Genomic DNA, 18,365 nt, shown 5'->3' on the forward strand with positions numbered 1-18,365 from the left:
ACTCAGCGCCGACGCCGCATCGCCAGCGCTCCCATCAGCATCAATCCCGCCGGCAGGGCCAACGGCGTCGGCGCCAGCACGGCGAATTGACTGTTGTGGTCGAGCACCGCCCAGACCACGTTGTTGTCCGTATCCACGCCCCATGCCCCCAGCGCCAGCGTGCTCCCGCCCGCGCCCGCCCACGAGCCGAACACATTCGTCGCGCCGATGTTCGACCCGTGGTTGCCTTCGATGGCGTTCTTCCAGGTGTTGTCGCTGGTGTCCAGCCACGCCAGATGCAGCAGGCCCGAGGAAGCGAGCGACACGTCGCCGGCGAAGTCGGCGTAGTTCATCTGCAGGACGAACACGGACCCGTCGATGCCCGTGACGCTCAGCACATCGCTGAGGAGCAGTTCTGCGTGCACTTCGCCGCTCGTGCTCGCCTTGTCGCGCCAGCCCATGCTCAATGTCTGCGTCCCCGCTGTGCCGTTCGTCCCGCCCAGCAGGTCCGCCGCCGTCATCATGGAGCTGGTGATCGACGAGCCGAGCCCGGTGTACGAAGCGGAGGCCGCCACGGCCCGCGACAGCGTCGCCTCGGTCCCGCTGGAAAAATCACCCTCGGCATCGGCGGCGATGAACACCTTGTCGGACCCGTTGTTGGCCAGCGCACCGGTGACGTTCAACACGCCCAGGTTCACGGTGGTGTTGCCGCCGTAGGTGTTGGCGGCCGAGAGCGTGACCGTGCCGCTCGTGTTCTTGGTCAGCGTCGCCGCCGCGCCGCCGAGCACGATCACCGAGCTGCCGTTGCGGACGTCGAAGCTGGTCGCGCTCAGCACGCTGTCGCCGGTGATCAAACCGTCGGTGAGCTTCACCGTGCCGACGGTTTCGTCATTGGCGGTAATGCTCAGCGCGGCGGAGGCGCCGTTGATGTTGACGGCGAGGTTGTCGGGCAGGTGATTGCCGGCGAACTGCACGAAGACGGCGCCGTTCTGAATCTCCAGCGTCGAGAACGAGTTGGACGTCGAGAGGAATTTGAGCGTGCCGGCGCCGGTTTTGAGGATGCCGCCGTTGGTGATCTTGCCGTTGAAGAACATGTCCGATCCGCCGGCGTTGGTGTCGGCGATGGAGAATTCGCGAATCTGTCCGCCGAGGTCGAGGGAACCATCGTAGGAGGCGCTGCCGGAGAACCCGCTGGTGACGACGCGTCCGCCGGTCGCGCCGGTCAGGGTCGCATTGAGCGTGGGGCCGGCGCCGGTGGCGTAGATGATGGCGTCGCCGGTGGCGTTGAGGGAGAGTGTTTTGCCGGAGGCGGCAGCGTTGGCGATGGAGCCGCCGGCGAAGCGGATGCTTTGGAAGGTCTGGTTGAGCGAGTTGGCGTCGAAGGCGCCGGTGCTCAGGGAGAGGGCGGATTCGGAGGCCATGATGTTCTCCGCGCCCATCTTGAGCGTTCCGCCGTTGACGTTGACGAGGTCGACGCCGGTGATGGTGCTTGAGAGCGTCCATGTGCCGGCGCCGGACTTGTAGATGGCGTTGGTGGTTGCGGCGGGGTTCATGGCGATCGCGCCGCCGGAGAAGACGCCGTTGCCTGCGCCGGTGAGCTTGATGTTTCGCGTGCCGGAGCCGGGCGTAAAGACGATGCCGCCGGTGAGGGTGAGCGTGCCGGAGGCGGAGTCGAAGTTGTAGTCGGAGCCGCCGACGTCGAAGGTGATCGCGCCGGAGAAGGTGTTGTTGCCGCTGAGGTTTTCGAGATGGGCGGCGTTGATGGCGGCGCCCTGTCGTGCTTCGAGGGTCAGTGCCTCGGCGCTGGTGGTGATCGAGCCGGAGAGTGCGAGTTGTCCATCAGCACTGTTGCCGACGATGCGCGTGCCGGCGGCGGTGGAGCCCAGGGCGCTGGCGTTCTGAATTTCCAGGACGCCGTCGTTGATGGTGGTCAGTCCGTCATACGAGTTGGCGTTGGTGAGCGTGGTGGCGCCCGAGCCGTTTTGATTGACGGCGCCGGCGCCGGCGATGAGGTTGCCGACGGTCATGGCGTTGGAGCGGTTGAAGGTCAGGACGGAACTGTTGGTGACGCTTCCGCCGCCGAGTTGGCCGGTCGTTCCACCGTTGCCGACGGCGAGCGTACCGGCGGAGATGACGGTCGAGCCGTTGTAGGCGTTGGCGCCGGCGAGTGTCAGCGTGCCGGTTCCGAACTTGGTCAGGGCCAGGTTCCCCGCGCCGCCGTTTTCATCAATGATGCCGTTGACGAGGATGTTGCCGGCGCCGCCCAGGTCCCATGTGCGCGTGTTGGCGATGCCGTTAAGGACATTGCCGGCGATGGTCAGCGTGCCGGCGTCGGAACGGATGCCGTAGGCCCCGCCGGTGTTGTTGATGGTGATGTTGCCGTTCCATGTGTTGTTGCCGGAGATGTTGACGAGGGTCGCGCCGGTGGTTTGTTGATTGGCGCGGCCGGAGGTGGTGATGTTGTAGGTGTTGAAGTTGATGGAGCCGGTCAGCTCGATGCGGTCGGCGCCGCCGTTGTTGCCGGTGAGGTTGACGGTGGTGTAATTGCCGAGTGCGTTGGCGGAGGCGAGTCGGATCGCGCCGGCGTCCGTGGTGCCCGAGCCGTAGTTGAGTGTGCCGGAGCCGAAGGAGTTGTTGCCGGAGAGAATGAGTGTGTGTCCGCCGGTCTTGCTGATGTTGCCCGAGCCGGAGACGTCTGCGGACAGCGAGATGGTGCGGTTGGTTTCGGCGGTGGTGAAGGACAGGAGACTGGCGGCGTTGAGTGTGATGGTTCCGCCGAAGCCCTCATCGGTTCCGCCGACGCCATTGGTGATCGCGGCGCTGGTGCCGGAGACGATCAGGTTGGCGCTGACGGAGGTATTGGTGTTGTGCTTCATGAGGATGCCGCCCTGAAGCGTGAGACTATTACCGGCGAAGACGGTGCCGGCGACGCTGTCGGGCGTGCGGAGGGTCAGGCCGCTGCCGACGGTGTAGTCATTGGCGGCGGAGGGGGCGGTGCTGTCGGACCAGTTGAGTCCGGTGTTCCAGCTGGACGAGCCGAGGGGATCATTCCCCGTCAACGTCACCGCCGCCGCCCAAGCACGTTGGCTCAGCACGAACGGGCAACCGACGGCCACAACAGCCGCACATACAGCGAGGTTCTTCCGCACCATGTCTCGTTTCCTCAATCTGGTTTGTCGGGCGTATCGTTCTTTCGCCGGGGCGTTTTCTCGAAGTGTCTCCGGCGAATCCTCTTGCATCGAGGATGATACACGATCCATCAAACCCGCCGCAAGCGTTTTTTTGACCTTTGGGGCGGATTTGTGCCGGGCGGGGCGGGTGGTATACTCGGCTCTTTGAGGCCCGGAAGGAGCGACCGTGCCGCAGATTTACGTCACTTATCCCATCCCCGGTCCGGGCATCGAGCTGCTGCGCGAATCGGCGCACGATTTGATCGTCAACCCCGTCGAGCGGTTCCTGAGCACCGATGAGCTGCACCGGGCGATCGCCGGGTGCGCCGGCGTGCTGACGCAGTTGCGTGACAAGGTCGATGGGGCGTTTTTCGAGGCGGCGGGGCCGGGCCTGAAGGTGGTCAGCAACTACGCCGTGGGCTTCAACAACATTGATGTGGCGGAAGCGGAGCGGCGGGGGGTGACGGTCTGCAACACGCCCGGCGTGCTGACGGACGCCACGGCCGACATCGCCTGGGCCCTGCTCATGGGCATCGCCCGGCGGGTCAGCGAAGGCGATCGCATGGTGCGGGAAGGGCGGTGGACCGGGTGGAACCCCCATCAACTGCTCGGCTCGGACATCGCCGGGCGAACGCTGGCGATCATCGGCGCGGGGCGGATCGGGTATGCCATGGCCAAGCGGTCCATCGGCTGGGACATGCCGCTGCTATACGTCGCCCGACATGACAAGCGGGAGTTCGACCGGCTCGGCGCCCGCCGCGTCGAGCTCGATCAGGCGCTATCGGAGGCGGACTTCGTGTCGATTCATGTGCCGCTTTCGGAGGCGACGCACCACCTGATCGATGCGCGTCGATTGGCGTTGATGAAGCCCACTGCCTATTTAATCAACACCGCTCGCGGGCCCGTTGTCGATGAGCAGGCACTCGTCAAAGCACTACAGGCGGGGCAGATCGCGGGGGCGGGGCTCGATGTATATGAACGGGAACCTGAGCTTGAGCAGGGGCTTGCGGCTTGCGACAATGCGCTTCTGCTCCCCCATCTCGGGTCGGCGACCCATCAGACCCGCGCGGCGATGAGCGACATCGCGGCCCGGAATTTGCTTTGCGTTTTGCACGGTGATCCTCCGCCGCATAAGGTTTCGATAACGACCAGCGTCTAACGATCAAGACGCCCCCCCGGATTGGTCGAAAGATAGGTCGGGACGTCGATCAGCGTCCCGAACAAGCCATCCGGCTTGACGCGCCAGGTAGGTCCGATATTTTCATTCATCAGGGATAGACGCACATGCTTTCACCCCAGCAGGCCCGTATCCACCCGTTCAAGGTCGTCCCCTCGCTCCCCGAGCCGCTCGAACCGCTTCTGACCATCGCGCGCAATCTCTGGTGGGCATGGCACCCCGAAGCGGTCGAATTGTTCATGCGCGTTGACGGCGACCTCTGGCGGCAGACCAAGCACAATCCCGTCCGCCTGCTCGGCTCGTGTCCGCAGGATCGGCTCGAAGAGCTGGCTCGCGACGAATCGTTCCTCTCCGCCATCAAGCGCGTCGAAGAGGAACTCAACGATCATCTCAAAACCGACGGGTGGTTCCAGCGGAACTTCCCCGATGCCAACGACTGCTGCGTCGCGTACTTCTGCGCCGAGTTCGGTCTGACCGAATGCCTGCAGGTCTACTCCGGCGGCCTGGGCATTCTTGCCGGCGACCATCTCAAGAGCGCCTCCGAACTGGCCGTTCCGCTGGTGGCGGTCGGCTTGCTCTACCGCAATGGTTACTTCCAGCAGTACCTCAACGCCGACGGATGGCAGCAGGAGTTTTATCCCGAACTGGACTTTACGAATCTGCCGATCCGCCCGGTGCATGACGCGGACGGCCATCAGTTGACGGTGTCGGTCGATCTGCCCGGCCGCAAGCTCAACATCGCGGTGTGGGAGGCGAAGGTCGGGCGCACGCGCCTGTTCCTTTTGGACACGAATCTGCCGACCAACGAAGGCGACGACCGCGGGATCACGAGCCAGCTTTACGGCGGCGACATGGAACTGCGCATCAAGCAGGAGCTGGTGCTGGGCATCGGCGGTCTGCGGGCGCTGACGGCGATGCAGATCAAGCCGTCCGTGCTGCACATGAACGAAGGCCACGCCGCATTCCTCGCGCTTGAGCACATCCGCGTGCTCATCGAAAAGTACAACCTCACCTTCGACGAAGCCCGTCAGTCCGCCGCGGCGAGCCATGTGTTCACCACGCATACCCCCGTCCCCGCCGGCATCGACCGCTTCCCCCCGGAGATGATCCAGCGCTACTTCAAGGATTATCACAGCTCGCTGAAGCTCGACATGGAAGGCCTGCTCGCGCTCGGCCGCGAGAACGTCGCCAATCGCAACGAGTTCTTCTCCATGGCCGTGCTTGCCATCCGCACCTCCGACGGCGCCAACGGCGTCTCGAAGCTGCACGGCGAAGTGTCGCGCGACATGTGGGCGAACATCTGGCCCAAGCTGCCCAACGAAGAAGTGCCGATCGGTCACGTGACCAACGGCGTGCATGCCCGCACGTGGCTCTCGCCCGATCTGATCTGGCTCTTCGATCGCTACCTGTCGCGCAACTGGAAGTTCAAGCCCAACGATCAGAGCGTCTGGGACGGCATCAAGCAGATCCCCGACGAGGAGCTATGGCGGATTCACGGTCATCGCCGCCAGCGTCTGGTGCACTGGCTCCGCCGCACGCACAAGGAGCAGATGGAGCGCCGCGGCGCGTCCAGCGCCGAACTTGGCGCGATCGACGAATTGTTCGATCACAAGGCGCTGACCATCGGTTTCGCACGCCGGTTCGCCACGTACAAGCGCGCGAATCTTTTGTTCCGCGATCCCGAGCGGCTCATGCGGATTCTCGGCAGCAAGGATCGCCCGGTGCAGATCGTCATCGCCGGCAAGGCCCACCCCGCCGACACGCAGGGCAAGGAGCTGATCCGTCAGATTGTGCATTTCGCCCGGGAAAACGGGGCGTCGACGCGCGTCGTGTTCATCGAGAACTACAACATGCACGTCGCCCGCTACCTCGTGCAGGGCGTGGACGTGTGGCTCAATACGCCCCGCCGCGGCATGGAGGCGTCGGGGACGAGCGGCATGAAGGCGGCGCTCAACGGCGTGCTTAACTGCTCGATTCTCGACGGGTGGTGGGACGAGGCGTGGGCGAAGGACGTCGGCTGGGCCATCGGGCGCGGCGAGGCGTACTCCAACTACGACTATCAGGACCAGGTCGAAAGCCAGTCGCTTTATGACCTGCTCGAGAAGCAGATCGTGCCGATGTACTACGATCGCGACGGCAACGGACTTCCGCGCATGTGGATCAAGTGGATGAAGAACACGATGCGCGCGATGAGCCCGGTGTACAACACCAATCGCATGGTCGCCGACTATGTCCAGAAGTATTACCTGCCCGCGCATCGCCGCACGCGCAAGCTCACCGCCGACGGCCTCAAGGGCGGCGTCGAACTCTCGCACTACATCTCCAACCTGCACCAGCACTGGGGCCAGGTCCGCATTCAGGAGATCAATGCCAACACCGGCAAGCCGCTGGGCGTGCGCCAGCCCATGAACGTCATCGCCAAGGTGAACCTCGGCGACCTGGCGCCGGCGGATGTGCGCGTGCAGATTTACTACGGCCCGCTCGACGTCGAGGGCCGCATTCAGGGCGGCACCTGCGTCGACATGTCGCAGACCAACGACCTCGGCGCCGGCGTCCACGAATACACCGGCTCCTTCGCCGTCGATAACTCCGGCAAGCACGGCATGGCCGTCCGCGTCATCCCCGGCAACCCGGCGATGGCCACCCCGTTCATCCCCGGCGTCATCGCATGGGACAACGAACCCGAACGCGCCCGCACCCCCGACCGAACCCCGGTCCCCGCCGAAGTCTGATCCGTCCATCACACCCCAACCCAACCCAAGCCCACGGCCTTCCGCCGTGGGCTTTTTTCATGCGCCCGCATCGCCCGCCGCATCGCCGGCCCGCACCACATCGCCTATTTTCCTTGTATTTTGAAAGGCCCCCATTAAAATCGAAGCGTGTTCGGTGTCGGGTCGGACGCCTTGAATTCAAAATAGATTGAAAGGTGAGAATCATGCCCCATCGTGTGATGTCCATCGTTGCGTCGTGTTTCGTCGCGCTCGTCGGCGCTTCGGCCGCTCGCGCCGTGCCGGTCCAATGGAACAGCGGCCCCGGCAATAACGGGCACTTCTACGACGTCGTCGCCGCCCCGCGCGGCATCACGCGCACCGCCGCCGCCGATGCCGCCGCCGCCCTCGGCGGATACCTCGCCACCCCCGTCACCGCCGAGGAAAACGCCTTCATCTTCTCCCTCATCAGCGCCGACGCCAACCTCTGGCTCATCGACGCCGCAAGCAACGGCATCGGACCCTGGACCGGCGGCGTCCGCTCCGGCGGATCCTTCGCATGGGTCTCCGGCGAACCGTTCAGCTTCTCCAACTTCGCCGCCGGCGAACCCAACAACTTCGGCGGCAATGAAGACTTCATCGAATACTTCGGACACGGCGCACTCATCGGCGACACATGGAACGACTACCCCGATGACGCCACCACCAGCGGCCGCCCGCTCCCCGTCGCCTTCGTCGTCGAGTTCGACGCCATCCCCGAACCCGCCAGCTTCGCACTCCTGGCCCTCGCCGCTCTCCCCTTGATCCGCCGCCGATGAGTGTCCATGAAAAAACCCGGCGACCGCGATCGCCGGGCTCTTGTCGTGCGGATCTTTGATGATCGTCTTACCGTGAGGTCGCGCCGCGGCGTCGTGCCGCAACGGCCAGACCCAGCAGGCCCAGCATCGTCGCACTGGCCGGCTCGGGCGCGGTGATGCCCGCGGCATCGACGGTGCCGTTGAGCGTCAGATCGTCATACGCCAGGGCCGGATTACCAGCTCCACCTCCGATGAATGTGTAAATCCGGAATGTGGTCGCGGTGGTCAGACCCTGGAACGCCGCGCCGCTCAGATCGATCAAGAAGTCTGTGAAAGTGGGGAACGAAGTGGGCACCACGCTGGTCGACAGGGTCGCCGCGAAGCCGTCGACGCTGGATCGCACGACGTAACCGCTGCCTGTGGAGCCGACGGTGCTCTTGAAGGCGAGCGAGGCGAGGTTCAACGCGAATCCGCCGTCGGGTGTGACCGTGAACTGGAGGAAGCTGTTGGTGCTGACCGCCGTCGCGGCGTTGCCGGCGCCTCCCGCCGCGTTCACCGCCACAACACCGATGCCGATCACATTTTGACTCGCGCCGCTGCCCGTGAAATTCACGTTACCGACCGACACATTCGCGCCCGTTGTGGTCGGCGCCAGCCCGTCGCCCGGAAACGTGTACTGCGCGATCGTCGCCGCTTGCGACGCCGACGCCGCCATGCACAACATCAACACCATCACCCACACGCCCGACAGACGCCTTACCAACGAGAACATGATAACTCCTTCGGGCATTGGCCCGACATGGTTGCACCGAACCCCAATCCATGCGCCGGTAGCCGTTCGCCGCGGCTACGCCGCCGCGCCGATACCCGTCAACCCGCAGTCCGTCACACGGACCCGAAGTCGTCGCGAAGCACGATCGATGCGTGCATCGCTCGCCCCATGGCGCATCGCAATGCAGGGTATTTGCAAACCGCATGCCGCGGATTCGCCCCGCCGACCCGCGTCCACACCGCCCGGCCTCGTCGATTCATAACCTGCTCCCCGTCAGATATTTTGCGCTGATCCCCGACCCTTCGTCCAAAACCCCGCTCAACCCCAACGCCGCAATCCGCCAAACAACCCACGACCAGTCTGGCTCACCACGATGTACCGAAATGACACGCTGGCGTGCGGCTCAGTAGGGCGGGTCATCGACCCGCGTCTTCGTTTCGTGATACGTCCATCGATCGGCGCGGGTCAATGAACCGCCCTACATCACTCCGCGCGCCACACCTTGATCGACCGCACCGTCATCGCGCCTGTGCCATCCTCGTACGCTGACTCGACCGGCGCTTTGACGGCGACGTTGGTCAGGGGGAACCACGTCTGGCCCGCGAAGGGATTCGCGTAGCGCATCGTTTCGACGCCGTCGACGAAGATGGTGATCCACTCCGGTTCGACCGTGGCGGCGAAGGTGTGGAAGGCGGTGTCGAGCGTCGGGTCGAGGCCGAAGTTCTGCATGGACATCCGCATCGCCGGGCGCGTGAAGGTTCGCCGCCCGTTCGTCCCGCCGTGCAGATTCGATGACAAGCTCGACGCGAAACGCCATGACCCGTTGTACCCGAACCCCTCGTACACATCGATCTCCGGCGGCCAGCCCCCGACCGCCATCAGCCAAAGCGCCGGCCACGAGTCCTTCCGATTGGGCATCTTCACGACCCACTCAACACTGCCATATTTGAAATACGTCTCCGGTGTGTGTCGCCCCGACAAGACGGTCGCCAGAAACGGATACGCCGTCGCCGGCGAACCGACCATGACCGGCTCGTCGAGCCGGCGGGACATGAGCATCAGCCCGTCGTCCGTGGGCTTGAACCCGCCCATATCGACCGTGCCGTAGTAACCGGTTTCGCCATTGCCGACCTGCGTCCGCCCGTGCGGCAAGCCCGTGGCGAAAACGCCCGGACCGCCCTGATCGTCGTACCGGATCGTCGCGCCGGTCGCCGAATACGTCAGCTCCCCGTGCGGCTCGAAATGCATCGGTGCCCGTCCGCCTTCGATCGGCTCATTGACCGCGCCCGCCTCCGCCGTGATGCGGATGCCGCCGCCCTCGGTGTCCGCCCCGTCCGCCACTTCATACTGCACCGCCCGCACATCATTGCCCGCGCTCATGTTCCGCACATGAAAACGGACCGTTTTCGTCAGCGGATCGCCCGGCCGAAAAATCACCGACTTCTGCGTATCCGGGGCCGCCCGCCCGCCGTCGCCGTCGAACACGCGGATGTACGCAATCACCGTGTTCACGCTCGCCATGTCCAGCGTCACCGGCACATGCACCACCGTCGCATCCACCGGCACGCTGAACGGCTCGATCCGAACCCGCGCCGCCGCCGGATACTTCGTTCCCCCCGCATACACATCCCCCGCATTCCCCGCTTCCTCCGCCTCAAGCTGCTTGATCCACCCGTCAAGGCGCTCCGTCACCCGCCCAATCGCGGCCTTCGCATCGCCCGCGTCTTTCCGCTGCGCGGCCGTCGTCGCCGTCTGCCCCACGCGCTCGATCGCCTCCCGCGCCGCGGTTGCATCGTCATGAAGCGCCTTCGCCTCATCGAGCGTGATCGACTGCGCGCGTACGCCCGCCGCCGCAAGGCACAGCACCCACACCACCGCGCCCGCGCGCCCGATCGAAATCCATCGCGTGTCCTTCATCCCCCATCATATGCGCCGTCAATAAAGGCCGGGGACCGTCGTCCCCGGGCATGAACATCTGAGAACCTGTGCGGGAAGGCCATGGATCGACGAGCCGCGACCGTGAGGGAGCGGTCGAAACAGGCAACAATGAGTGGTGCCGTGACCGCTCCCTGACGGTCGCGGCTCGTTAAACTCCGCCTGCTCACACACGTTCTGTGTAAGGCAGGATAAATCCTGCCCTACGTCACTTACGCGCGCCGGCGGCGCAGGGTCGTGAGCGTCAGCAGGGCGAGGCCGGCGGGGAGGGCGGCGGGGGTGGGAATGGCGAAGCCCTGAATCGAGATGTCCTGGATGTGGTAGTCCTCGGAGCTGGCGTTGTGAAAGCCGATGATGCGGATGGCGAAGTTGGGGTTGTTGTTGGCGTTGGGGTCGTCGATGGCGATCGAGCCGGTGTTGGTCGGCGTCGTGTTGCCGGTGCCGCCGACGCTCGGGCCGCCGCCGTCCCAGATGCCGAAGTCCGTCAGCAGCGGGATGAAGTTCACGCCGTCGACGCTGTAGAGAATCTGAAGATGGTCATCCGATTCCCATGTCGTGTTCGTCTGGCTGGCGGTCAGGTCCAGCGTGATGTCGCGGTAGCCGACCGTGCTGAACGTGTGGGTGATCTGCTCGTAGTCGTTTTCATCGGGGCTCGTATCCGAATCGGTGCGGTGCATCACCGCGTCGCCGGCGGTGTTGACGACCGAGCGCGTCCCGCCCGTCTCGCCCAATTCGATCGTCCATCCATCGGTGAACCCGTTGCGCCCCGTCGCGCCGGCGGCGGCGGGGTTCGGGCTGATCGTGAACGTGTCGGAATAAATCTCCGAGCCCACATCGATGCTCGTCACTTCGATGCGGTCGAGGAAGATGTCCTCGACGTTCGTCGCCCCCGCGACGCGAAGCTGAAACGTCGTGTTGTTGGCCGTTGTGCCCAAGGGTGCCGGGCCGAGCGTGATGTTGTTAAAGTCGCCGGCGACGGAGGCCACATCGAAGAATCCCGAGCCCGTGTCGATCTGCACCTTGACGGTGTCCTGCACTTCGAGCGTGTCGCTTTCGCGCAGGGCGAGGGACACGCGCAGATTGCTGTAGCCCGTGGCGTCGATCGTGCGGGTGATGAAGAATTGATCGTTGTCCGTGTGCGACGGGCCGTCGGATTTGAACTGCGCTTCGCCCGCTCCGGTGGGGAGGATGTCGGCGATGGCGTCGGCGTCGGACCCGTGATCGACGAGTTCGGTCCAGGCATCGGCGAAATTCGGATCGACCCCGCCGCGCCCGCCCGCCCCGGCCGTCCCGGGGTCCGTGTCAAAGTCATCGAAGAAAACAGTGGTGACGGCCGCTTGCGCCGACACACCGGCCAGCAGCATCGCCGCGACGATCAGGGCGAACATCCCTCGTGGTTGCATAGTCTCATTCTCCGAAATGTGCCTCGCGGCCGCGGAGCCCCCCGCAGCCGATGGACCGGCAGAATCCATAGTTATAATTTACCGTGTCATCCGCCGCGGGCCAGACTTTTTTTGAATTTTTCGACTTAATTTCTCACGCCGCGCGGCCGCTGTCGCTTCAACCTTCTCCCGCACCAGCGTCCGCGCGATACGCAGCGCCTTGAGCCGGTTCTGCTGCAACGTATGTTGCGAAGTCCCCGCCGCCAAACCCGCCCGGGCTTTTTCGACCCGGCGAATCATCGCCCCCAGCGCCGCCAGCGCCGGGTGCAGATCGCTCGATGTGACCCCTTCGCCCGCCGTTTTGTCCCCGTTCAATAGCGCCGATGCCAGATGCAGCGCCCTGAGATTGTCGCGCAGCATGTCATGCTGCCACGTCCCCGGCGCCAGCTTCCCGAGCGCCTTTTCCGACTTGCTGATGAGCGAAGCGATCGGCCGCCGCACTTCCACCGACTGACGATCCGCGGATCGACCCATTGCTCAAACCTCTCCCATGCGGGCGACACATCCCCGCGTCCGCCGCCCGCGCGGCGGACGCGCAAGGGAGTATACCCCGCCCGGCGGATCGCCATCGAGCGCTACGGTTCACGCCCCTGGCGCGCACCGGTCCTCGCACCTTTTGCGGGCGTAATTCCATGCCGAAAAATGTTCGCCAGGCGGCTCCGGGGTGATGAACGGGTCTTCCCCGAACGAGGTGTAGTGGTCATACCACTCCGCCGCGCTGATCCCCGGCCGATACGATTGATCCAGCGAGCGGTCCACGATCCACCGCGCCGCCTCCACCGCCGCCTCCCACGTCCCGAACACCCCGAGCGTGTCCGTTTCGTCGTCGTCCATGTAGTGAAAATTGTCCGCGCTGCGCACAGTGAACGAATTGCTTTTCGGTTCGTTGGCCATGATGAGCTGAGATTAGCGAACGCCGGTGACAACCTCGTGTCAGCGCGCCGGACGCCAAACGGAGCTCCGCAGCGAGCCGCCCGCAGGATCATGATTCCTGATATTCATCGATGATCCATCGGGCGTCGTGTGTTTTCCGTGTCATATTCCGGACCGATCGCGAGCGGGTCGGGGATTGGATGAGGGGCATCCGAATGTTGACCGGGCTCGGTGCAACGGCGGTGTGCGTGCATGGCGTGATGAGGCGCAGGGGTTGGGCGGCGCACGGGGGCGGCGCGAATCGCGCATGGGCGCGTCATCTTTGCCCGTCGTGTGCGCACGGGTTTTTGTAAGTCCAGTCAATGCGTCGCACAGGCGTGTCGGGGCGCGCCATGGCGGTGCGCATCGGCGCGCCCGTGCGCGCGGGAAAGCGAGTTGGGCGAGGGTTTTGCGGGATTTGGGAGGTGGAAACGGGGGCGCGCGGGGCGGGCGAAAATCGGGGGATGGTGCGCGCCGGTGCGCGGGATGGGGAAGCCCGCCGCCCGTTCGACGGGCTTACCGCAAGGAAGCGGCGTCGCTGAACGGGGGCGATCAGGTGCAGGCGGTGTCGGGGGTGCAGCAGGTGCCGGGGGCGTGGGTGAGGCGGCAGAGGAAGACGGCGGCGACGGAGCCGAGGGTGGGGGCGAGGAGGTAGAGCCAGAGTGACTCGGTGTGGCCGGAGAGGAGTGCGGGGGCGAGCGATCGGGCGGGGTTCATGGAGGCGCCGCAGATGGGTCCGGCCCAGAGGGCGTTGAGGGCGACGGTGGAGCCGATGGCGATGCCGGCCATGATGCCCTTTTCCTTGGCGCCGGTGGCGACGGCGAGGATGACGTACATGAGCATGAGGGTGATGATCAGTTCGAGGACGAAGGACTGAGCGTTCGAGCCGGCGGGGAGGGTGGCGCCGAGGGTTTGGCTGGATGGGAAGAGCCATTTGAGGAGCGCGGCGGCGGCGATGGCGCCGAGGCATTGCGCGAGGATGTAGGCGAGCATGTCGCGTGTGGGGAGTCGTCCGGCGACGCGGAAGGCGATCGAGACGGCGGGATTGAGATGGGCTCCGGAGGTGTCGCCGAGGGCGTAGATCATGGCCATGACGACGAGGCCGAAGGTCAGGGCGATGCCGGGGTGGGTGATGGCGCCGTCGCTGAGCTGGTTGACGGCGATGGCGCCGCATCCGGCGAGGACGAGCATGAAGGTTCCGATGGCTTCGGCGAAGTAGCGTTTCATGGTGCGGAGCATCATAGCGGATGACCCGGATATGTGTGGGACGGAAAGCGGAGCGGCGGGGGGCTATGATCGCCGCATGACGCAGACGGTTTCACCCATGCCTGTGCTACCCGCCGCCGCAACGCCGGCGGCGCCCCCGGCTGCGCCGACGTTCGGGCAGGCGATTCGGATGGGGTTTTACGCGGCGAAGGTGAACGTGCTGCCGGGGACGCTGCTGCAACTCGCCGCCGCGGCGATCGTGCTCAGCTACTATTTCACCCAGACCGGCCACGATCTGCTCGAGCACGTCGCCCAGCTCAAAACACGCTACGGATACATCTACTCCGTCGTCTGCACGGCATGCTTCGGTTCGCTCCTGCCGATCGCGCTGGCGTCGATCATGCCCGGCGGACGCCATCGTGCGGAGGTCATCGCGGCCCGGCGGTCGATCGTGTATCTGACGTGCTTCTGGGCCTTGGTCGGCTTGCAGGTCGATGGGCTTTACCGAGCCGAGGCGTGGGCGTTCGGGGAGAGCGGCGTGCGGGCGGTCGTGTCGAAAGTCGCGTTCGATCAGGGGCTGTTCACCACAATCTACGCACTGCCGCTGACGGTGCTGGTGTATCAATTCAAGGATGCGGGTTACGATCGGCGTCGCATGCGCATTCGGCCGATCGGTCACTGGTATCGCCTCTACGTCATGCCGCTGATGGTGTCCAACTGGGGCGTGTGGCTGCCGGCGGTGGTGCTCATTTACTGCCTGCCGCTGGCGCTGCAATTGCCCATTCAGAACGTCGTGCAGTGTCTTTGGTCCCTGATGATCCTCGTCCTCGCCCGCCCGGCGGAGGCGCCGCCTCAGCCGCTTGCGGCTTAGCGCTCCCCCACATCAGGGCGCGACGTACCCCCGCTCCGGATACCGCCGGCTGTCAAACGCATTGGCCGGTTCGCCCGACCAATCCTTCGCCGGCGCGACGAACTGCGGGTCGCCCTCGCCGGGCTGCGAAGGCGTGAACATCACCGTTTCCTCCGCGGAAAATTGCGTGTCGGACTCCTGCAGGATGAGCTTCTGCGCCGTCGCGCTGCTGAGGATGCACCGACGAAGCGTCATGTTCCCCGCGTGCTTGTTGTTTTCAACAGCGACGGCGTGCTCCATGTTGTCGGCGAATGTGCATCGCTCCGCCACCACCGCCCCGCAGGTCCACAATCCGACGCTCGACCCGATGCCGCCGCGGCGTAGACTCGCCACGCCGAGGCAGTTGGTCAGCTTCGCCGGGTGATCCGCATCCCCGCCGACGTTCCAGAGCCGAAAGTTCCGCTTGTTCCGCGCCGCGACGCAGTTGACGAGCGTCGGCGTCAGCGATTTGTCGTCCCATCCGCCGTCGGTGTTGTCGAACGAGGCGCAGTCGCGATACGAAATCCGCCGCGGCGACGATTCGCAGCAGAACCCGTCGCCGTTCCAGTAAGCATGCGTGTCGTCGTGGTACTGATTGTTGCGGGCCACGCAATGGTCGTAGGCGATGTCATGATTGGACGCATCGTCCTGAATCGAGAACCCGATGGGGAAATTCTCGGTGACCGCGTCGGGTTCGCCGGCGGTGGCGTCGGCGGTGATATGCGAGAGCGTCAGGTCATGGCACTTTTTCTCGAAGCGGAAGCCGCGCTTCACGTAGTGCGTGATCGAGCAGTTGCGGAAGGTCGAATCGGCGACGCCTTCAAGCGAGAATCCCTCGCGGACGTTTTCGATGGCCAGGTCGTCGAATTCGAGGGCGACGTGATCGGCGTTGGTGGTGACGCCCTGCATGTAGCCGGCGATGCGCAGATGGCGCACCTGGATGTACGAAGCGCCGGGGGCGAAGGAGAGGGCGCAATAGCTGTGGGCGTGATAGGTGATCTTCTTGTCGGACCACTGGCCGACGATCCGCGGCAGGCCCGCGCCGGTGTCGACGCCTTCGACGAGGATCGGCGCGTCCGTGCGGCCGGAGCGGGCGAAGGTGATCGTCTTGTGATCCTTGTGATCGATCATGAAATAGTCGCCGGACCCGAGGCGGATGTGATCGCCGGGCTCGACGCGTTCGGCGAGCAGGCCGGTCAGATCATCGCGGCTCATCGCATGGTCAAAATCCGCGCCCGTCCGGTCGGCGGCGCCTTGCGGGGTCACATAATAATCGCGGGCCTCAGCGGCGCAGGTCGCCGACAGAATCGCGAGGACCACAACGATCGTATGGCGGGTAGGTCGCATCATGGCGACATTGTACGGGCGTCGATGAGGAGGGACCGCAGGGCGGCTACTGTTCGAGCAGTTCGATGGACTGGCCGTAGAGCGTGTAGTTGGAGGTGTGCGTGGCGAGGTTGGCGATGACGGTGCGGGACTGTGCGAAATGGACGGCCCCGCTGAAGCCCAGCACGTTCCACCCGCCCAGCTCCGCGTGCGCCATCGTGTCGGCCTTGATGTCCGTGAGCAGATCGACGAGGAGCATGTCGCCCGCCGGCGCGTCGGCCAGACGCACGTACGCCCGCTTGTGGTTGGAGGTGAAATTTTTGACGTGCGGGTTCCAGTTGTACGGCACGCGCACCGCTGAGTTGGTGTCGTTGAGCGTCACGTCCTCTTTGGGAAACGGCAGGTACAGATCAGGCATGAAGCCCGGCGACCGCATCGACGGGCAGTAGTACAGGCGATACTCATCCTTGTCGAGGTACCCCGCCTTGTGCATCACGCCCAGGTTCTTGCGCTTGCCGAACTGGCTGAAGTAGCGGCTGTGGAACGTCTCATCGAGCTGATTATCCAGCGGTGAGGCGACCTCCGGCGCGAGCCAGCCGGCGTAGTCGGCGGCGTAGAACGATGCGAGCTGGTAGATCTGCCGCTCGTTGGACGCACAGACCGTCGCCTTGGCCGTCTGCCGCGCCATCGCCAGCGACGGGAGCAGAATGGCGATCAGCAGCGCGATGATCGCCACGACGACGAGCAGTTCGATCAAGGTGAACGCGAACTCACATTGTCTGCGAGCGTGTTTCATTTGCGACGGCGCACCATCAGCAGCGTGAACATCAATAGCCCGCCCGGCAGCGCCGCCGGCGTCGGGATCACCACGATCGCCAGGTCCGCGCTGGCCAGGTCCACCAGAATCCGGTCGATGGCGGAGGTGAACGCCAGATTGCGGTCGGGATTGAGCCGGAAGAACGCTTCGGTCTGCGTGGGGTTGTTGCCCGAATACAGGGCCTTGATGAATGCGGTGACGTCGACGGTCGAGGTCGATCCGTTGGCCTGCCCGCTGGTGATGTAGTTGTCGGCGAGCTTGTCGACGTTGACGTTGCCATCGGTGTTGGCTTCGAGGAAGAAGCTCGTGCCGGTCACATCGGGATTGCTCGTGAGCAGGCCGTAGAGATCGAGGTTGAAAACGCCGCTGTCGAAGCGCTGATCGAGCTTGGCCAGACTCAGCGTGGCCTTGTAGATTTCGCCGCCGATGTTGGTCGGCAGGGTGAAGCCCAGGACGAGGTTTTCGTTCTGCCGCGTGTTGGTCGCCGTCGAGCCCTGCACGCCGACGACGTTTCGACCGCCGTTGGCGTAGTAGCCGGTCGGCGCGTTGGACTGGCCTTCGCCGCGGATGTTGTCGATCGAGGTCGGCGTGAGGTGCTGATACGCGTAGACGCTCGCCTGCACGCGCACATTGTCGATCTGATTGCGCTTGTTGGGCGAGGTGCTGTTGTCCCAGACGGCGAGGCGGAACGTGGTCGCGCCGGATTCGACGACCGTTCCGCCCAGACTCACCGTGTGCGTGCCCCAGGCGCTGGTGGAATTGTCCGGGGCGATTTCGGTGAATTCCTGAGCGCCGATTTCGTTCGCGAACGCGTCCGTCGACCAGAACGCCGCGGTGTTGGTGTTCATCGCGCCCGTCCCCGATGCCAGCGCCCGCGCGTCCCATGAAATCGAGTTGTACACGATCACATGATCCGCCGCCGGGGTCACGCTGAACGTGTAGTACCGGCTCGTGCTGATCGACGTCGCCACCGAGTTCTGCGTTTCGGAGCCATCGGTCTCGATGGATTTGCCCGGATTGCCGGCGGCGATGAACGCGGGGGTGAACGAACCGCTGGCGGAGGCGAAACTGCTGGTGGTCCATGCCGTCTGCGGATCGGAACTCGTCAACACATCGTTAAACTGGTAATCGGCGACCAGTTCGGCGGCGGCGAAACGACACGCTGCGGTGACGATCAGCGCCGCGATCGGCAAAAGACGCTTGGATTGGCCGGGGAGTTGGTTCTCATTCGTCAT

14 protein-coding genes are annotated in these 18,365 nt (G+C 64.8%); 4 read left to right on the forward strand and 10 right to left on the reverse strand.

Going from position 1 to position 18,365, the window contains the following annotated elements; translation table 11 throughout:
* Positions 1–2: 2 nt before the first annotated feature.
* Positions 3–3,131, reverse strand: coding sequence for a hypothetical protein (locus GC162_09175; protein ID MBI1368808.1), 3,129 nt, complete (start codon positions 3,129–3,131; stop codon positions 3–5).
* 205 nt (positions 3,132–3,336) lie between these two features.
* Between GC162_09175 and GC162_09180 the strand changes: the two genes are divergently transcribed.
* The 3 genes from GC162_09180 to GC162_09190 all read left to right on the forward strand — a co-directional run bounded on the left by GC162_09180 (position 3,337) and on the right by GC162_09190 (position 7,852).
* A complete protein-coding gene (locus GC162_09180; GenBank protein ID MBI1368809.1) occupies positions 3,337–4,308 on the forward strand; it encodes a D-glycerate dehydrogenase in 972 nt (323 codons plus the stop codon).
* A gap of 125 nt (positions 4,309–4,433) precedes the next feature.
* Complete coding sequence (glgP, locus tag GC162_09185) at positions 4,434–7,058, forward strand: alpha-glucan family phosphorylase (protein MBI1368810.1); 2,625 nt, start codon at positions 4,434–4,436, stop codon at positions 7,056–7,058.
* Positions 7,059–7,261: 203 nt separating this feature from the next.
* Positions 7,262–7,852 carry a hypothetical protein gene (locus GC162_09190; protein MBI1368811.1) on the forward strand — a complete coding sequence of 197 codons (591 nt, stop codon included), beginning with the start codon at positions 7,262–7,264 and terminating at the stop codon, positions 7,850–7,852.
* A gap of 67 nt (positions 7,853–7,919) precedes the next feature.
* Here GC162_09190 and GC162_09195 read toward each other — a convergent pair whose 3' ends face one another.
* The 6 genes from GC162_09195 to GC162_09220 all read right to left on the reverse strand — a co-directional run bounded on the left by GC162_09195 (position 7,920) and on the right by GC162_09220 (position 14,131).
* Positions 7,920–8,603 (reverse strand): hypothetical protein, encoded by a 684-nt coding sequence (locus GC162_09195; protein MBI1368812.1) that lies wholly within the window; start codon positions 8,601–8,603, stop codon positions 7,920–7,922.
* A 483-nt stretch (positions 8,604–9,086) separates the two neighbouring features.
* Positions 9,087–10,520 carry a family 16 glycosylhydrolase gene (locus tag GC162_09200; GenBank protein MBI1368813.1) on the reverse strand — a complete coding sequence of 478 codons (1,434 nt, stop codon included), beginning with the start codon at positions 10,518–10,520 and terminating at the stop codon, positions 9,087–9,089.
* Positions 10,521–10,750: 230 nt separating this feature from the next.
* Positions 10,751–11,941, reverse strand: coding sequence for a hypothetical protein (locus GC162_09205; GenBank protein ID MBI1368814.1), 1,191 nt, complete (start codon positions 11,939–11,941; stop codon positions 10,751–10,753).
* 78 nt (positions 11,942–12,019) lie between these two features.
* Positions 12,020–12,454 carry a hypothetical protein gene (locus tag GC162_09210; protein MBI1368815.1) on the reverse strand — a complete coding sequence of 145 codons (435 nt, stop codon included), beginning with the start codon at positions 12,452–12,454 and terminating at the stop codon, positions 12,020–12,022.
* Positions 12,455–12,562: 108 nt separating this feature from the next.
* A complete protein-coding gene (locus tag GC162_09215) occupies positions 12,563–12,814 on the reverse strand; it encodes a hypothetical protein (GenBank protein ID MBI1368816.1) in 252 nt (83 codons plus the stop codon).
* 630 nt (positions 12,815–13,444) lie between these two features.
* Positions 13,445–14,131, reverse strand: coding sequence for an aquaporin (locus tag GC162_09220; protein ID MBI1368817.1), 687 nt, complete (start codon positions 14,129–14,131; stop codon positions 13,445–13,447).
* Positions 14,132–14,195: 64 nt separating this feature from the next.
* Between GC162_09220 and GC162_09225 the strand changes: the two genes are divergently transcribed.
* Positions 14,196–14,969, forward strand: a complete 774-nt coding sequence (locus GC162_09225; GenBank protein MBI1368818.1) for a hypothetical protein — start codon at positions 14,196–14,198, stop codon at positions 14,967–14,969.
* A 12-nt stretch (positions 14,970–14,981) separates the two neighbouring features.
* On the opposite strand, the gene GC162_09230 is transcribed toward GC162_09225, so the two are convergent.
* From GC162_09230 to GC162_09240, 3 genes are read right to left on the reverse strand one after another with little or no spacing between them, the layout of a single operon-like run.
* Entirely contained in the window at positions 14,982–16,337 is a 1,356-nt protein-coding gene (locus GC162_09230; GenBank protein ID MBI1368819.1) for a hypothetical protein, read from the reverse strand.
* Positions 16,338–16,380: 43 nt separating this feature from the next.
* Positions 16,381–17,109, reverse strand: coding sequence for a prepilin-type N-terminal cleavage/methylation domain-containing protein (locus GC162_09235; protein ID MBI1368820.1), 729 nt, complete (start codon positions 17,107–17,109; stop codon positions 16,381–16,383).
* Positions 17,106–18,365, reverse strand: a complete 1,260-nt coding sequence (locus tag GC162_09240) for a hypothetical protein (protein MBI1368821.1) — start codon at positions 18,363–18,365, stop codon at positions 17,106–17,108. Before GC162_09240 ends, GC162_09235 begins: the two co-directional genes overlap by 4 nt.

It is taken from the genome of Planctomycetota bacterium (genome assembly GCA_016125255.1).
In the GTDB taxonomy this organism is placed as follows: Bacteria; Planctomycetota; Phycisphaerae; order Phycisphaerales; family Zrk34; genus RI-421.